Genomic DNA, 3,736 nt, shown 5'->3' with positions numbered 1-3,736 from the left:
ATAAAGTTTAAGAAAATTTTCCAACAGAGGCGTCCGTATCTCTTCCGGAATTGAAACCAGGTAGGGTACCGGAGAAAAATCAGCTTTTTGTTCAAAAACATTGAGGAAAGCGATGGTGTTTTGATGGAGCATCCGATCGTAGGCTTCTGTTTTGGACGGGTCGACAAACTTTTTCTTTAGGGCGAAAGAGCCAAAGGTAACTTGTAGCTCAATATTCTGATGGCTTTTGGCAAAGTATTTGATAATCGCTTTTCGTATTGTCCCTTTTTTATCATCAAAAAGGGACTCATCGCTTCCAATCATAAGTTGTTGGAGAAGATTTTTATACTGTTCCGTCGTAAAATCAAGGGCATAGAGGTGCTTAGGCAAATGTTCATCCAATAGTGTGACGATATCTGCAATACTGTGGGGATTCAATGTACACTCTTTTGTGACGAAATAAATTCTAATGCCGCCGAAACAGCATTAATATAGCTTAATGTGGAAGCTTGCATTTTATATGCGATGTCAAATGCGGTTCCGTGGTCAACGGAGGTACGGATAATCGGCAATCCTAACGAAACATTGATACTCTCATCGAAATAGAGTGCTTTGAGCGGTGCAAGCCCTTGATCATGGTACATTGCCGCAATCATCGAATAGTTTTGCCGAAAATGGGGAGTAAAAGCGACATCGGGGACGATCGGTCCGATAAAAACTTCACGCCCAAGTTGATTATTAGCCCTTTGGATTGCGGCTTCAATCATCGCTTCTTCATTTCCAAGAACTCCGTGATCCCCTGCATGGGGATTAAGCCCCAAAACCGCTATAGGTTCATGTTTCGTTGTAGAAAAGAGCTGGAGTAAAAAGGCCGCCAACGGATCGGTTTGGATATGAGATGCTACTTCACGAAGGGGAATATGTTCGGTATAGAGCGCTACGTAGAGCTTTTTGCATCCGAGCATCATAATCGCATTGCAGCCGAAGATATCACGCAAGGCATCCGTATGCCCAACATAAGGGATACCTGCCATCATCCATCCCTCTTTATGAATTGGGAGAGTGGTAATGGCATCGGTTTGACTTGTTTGCGCAAGTTTTATGGCCGCTAAAAAAGAATTATAGGAGTAGCGACCGCTTGCATCGTTGAGGATGCCGGGTTGAATGATGAACTCACCTTCTACCTCATAACATTCAAAATCATCGGGTAATGTGAGATTGAGAAGCGATGCGGCCTGTAAAGCCATAAGACGGTTGATACAGTAGATCGGTCGGCACAGACATTTGATATGATCGTGCCCTTTTAGGGCGATTTCAAATCCGACACCGTTAAGATCGCCAATACTGATGGCTAGCCGTTTTAGCGATGACATAATGCTTTCATATCCGATACAGCGGTAGCTAATCCAGTAAATACCGAACGGGCAATAATACTTTGACCGATATTGAGCTCTTCAATGGTCTCAATCGTCACGATTGGGGCGATGTTCTGGTAGTTCAGCCCGTGCCCCGCCGCCACTTTTAACCCGAGTGATCGGGCATAATTTGCCGCATCGACAATGGCACCGTACGCATTTTCCAAAAGGCTGTCCAACGCATGGCGGGAGAGATTTAAAGGTTCGATGGCATGATGAGAGTGCGGCAATGCGCTATGGCGCATTGCATAAAGGTTTGCATAGCTCCCGGTATGGAGTTCTACCCACTCAACACCGAGACGCTCAGAGGCTTCGATCGCTTCGCGTGTCGGATCAATAAAGAGAGAAATCTCGATTTCACGCTCTTTCAATTGCTGAACGGCCTTGTAAATTGAATCGTAATTACCTGAAACATCCAGTCCCCCCTCTGTCGTTACCTCTTGTCGTTTTTCCGGAACAAGCGTCGCACGGTGAGGACGCAGGGTGCAGACGATGTCGATAATGGAGGGTTCAATCGCACACTCCAGATTAACCGGAAGAGGGGATGAAGCGATAATACGGCGTGCATCTTCATCGTGGATATGGCGGCGATCTTCCCGTAAATGGATTGTGATCTGATCCGCACCGCTTTGAGCGCATATTGCCAATGCCATCAATGGATCGGGATCGTTGATTTTACGGGCTTCACGAAGAACGGCGATATGATCGATGTTGACCCCGAGGGTCATTTTAGCCTTGTCGACGTGCATAAAAATCCTTTTTAAACTGGATAAATTGACCTGCGATGATTGCTTCTCGAGCTTGTCCTACCAACCACAAATAGTAGTGAAGGTTATGAAGCGACGCAAGGCGAAAATAGGTTAGCTCTTTGGATCGGAACAGATGGTGCAAATAGGCACGGCTGTAACGGCGGCACGTATAGCATTGGCAATCGGGATCAATGGGTTCACTGTCAAATTTATAACGGGCACCTTTGATATTGACTTTCCCGAAAGTCGTAAAAAGGGTACCGTTTCGGGCATTGCGGGTCGGCATGACACAGTCGAACATGTCGACACCCCGTTCGATATTTTCAACCAAATCTTCCGGTGTTCCGACTCCCATGAGATAGCGGGGTTTGTCGCTCGGCATTAGCGGTGTCGTGTGTTCTACGGTATCGTACATGAGATTATTCGCTTCTCCGACAGAAAGTCCTCCGATAGCGAATCCGTCATAATCCATTGCACAGAGTTCTTCAGCCGATTGGGTGCGGAAATTAAAATCCGTTCCCCCTTGGATGATCGCAAAGATATTTTGGTTGAGTCCGATCCCTTTGGTTTGGTTGTTTCGATGGTAGTCGATTGACTGCTTTGCCCATTGCGTCGTCCGCTGGATCGAGGTTCTAATCCTCTCCTGCGTAGCAGGGAGTGCGACCAGATCGTCCAATATCATCATGATATCACTGTTTAGATTGTTTTGGATATCGATCACTTTTTCAGGGGTAAAAAAATGTTTGCTGCCGTCGATGTGGCTTCTAAACTCGATCCCCGATTCGGTCGGTTTGGAGATATCGCTGAGACTGAATGCCTGAAACCCTCCGCTGTCGGTCAAAAAACTATTCGGGTAGGTGGTATAACCATGCAATCCTCCAAGTTTGGCTACCGTCTCATCTCCGGGGCGCAGATACATGTGGTAGGTATTGGCAAGGATGATTTTCGTATCTAAAATTTCTGTCATATCAGCCATATCGAGCCCTTTTACCGACCCTACCGTCCCCACCGGCATAAAGATTGGAGTTTGTATGGTGGAGTGTGCCGTGGTAATGGTGCATGCGCGTGCATTGCCACAGGTAGCGTCGACGTTAAATTGCATAAATGACCTTAAGTTTTTTCGTTATTTTATCGCATTACGAGCCGTTTGAACAACTCAATCTTCGCTATAATTACCAAAAGATTATAAACTAGGATTATGAATGAGTATTGAGCACTCCGTTGAAGCATTTGAAAAAGCCCAGCAACTGATTCCGGGAGGTGTCAACTCCCCCGTAAGAGCATTTAAAAGCGTCGGCGGAATTCCCCGTTTTATCGCGCGCGGAGAGGGCGGTTATTTGGTCGATATCGATGAAAACCGCTACGTTGATTATGTCCAAAGTTGGGGACCGTTGATCTTCGGTCATCGTGATGAATCGATTGAAAACGCTGTGATCGAAGCGGTTAAGCACGGACTTAGTTTCGGTGCTCCGACCGAAGCGGAAAGTGATCTTGCCGAATTGATTATTTCGATTTACGACTCCATTGAGAAAATCCGTTTCGTCAGCAGCGGAACCGAAGCGGTGATGAGTGCAATCCGCCTTGCAAGAGGGT

The 3,736-nt window shown here is 46.4% G+C and carries 5 protein-coding genes; 1 reads left to right on the top strand and 4 read right to left on the bottom strand.

The window, feature by feature from the left end:
• The 4 genes from Q0C19_RS11395 to tgt form a co-directional block, all read right to left on the bottom strand.
• The coding region (locus Q0C19_RS11395) for a hypothetical protein (protein WP_295056098.1) at positions 1-417 on the bottom strand (417 nt) is incomplete at its 3' end.
• Positions 414-1,352, bottom strand: a complete 939-nt coding sequence (pdxA, locus tag Q0C19_RS11390; protein WP_295056096.1) for a 4-hydroxythreonine-4-phosphate dehydrogenase — start codon at positions 1,350-1,352, stop codon at positions 414-416. The genes pdxA and Q0C19_RS11395, both read right to left, overlap by 4 nt.
• On the bottom strand, positions 1,340-2,122 hold the full coding sequence (locus Q0C19_RS11385) for a pyridoxine 5'-phosphate synthase (protein WP_295056101.1): 783 nt from the start codon (positions 2,120-2,122) through the stop codon (positions 1,340-1,342). The genes pdxA and Q0C19_RS11385 overlap by 13 nt, the downstream gene beginning before the upstream one ends.
• A gap of 1 nt (position 2,123) precedes the next feature.
• Positions 2,124-3,245, bottom strand: coding sequence for a tRNA guanosine(34) transglycosylase Tgt (tgt, locus tag Q0C19_RS11380; RefSeq protein ID WP_295056094.1), 1,122 nt, complete (start codon positions 3,243-3,245; stop codon positions 2,124-2,126).
• 100 nt (positions 3,246-3,345) lie between these two features.
• On the opposite strand from tgt, the gene Q0C19_RS11375 reads away from it, so the two are divergent.
• On the top strand, positions 3,346-3,736 hold a 391-nt coding region (locus tag Q0C19_RS11375), incomplete at its 3' end, for an aminotransferase class III-fold pyridoxal phosphate-dependent enzyme (RefSeq protein WP_295056091.1).

The sequence above is a fragment of the Sulfuricurvum sp. genome (genome assembly GCF_023250475.1).
In the GTDB taxonomy this organism is placed as follows: Bacteria; Campylobacterota; Campylobacteria; order Campylobacterales; family Sulfurimonadaceae; genus Sulfuricurvum.
Note: the sequence above shows the minus strand (reverse complement) of the source record. Positions and strands in the feature narration are given on the sequence as shown.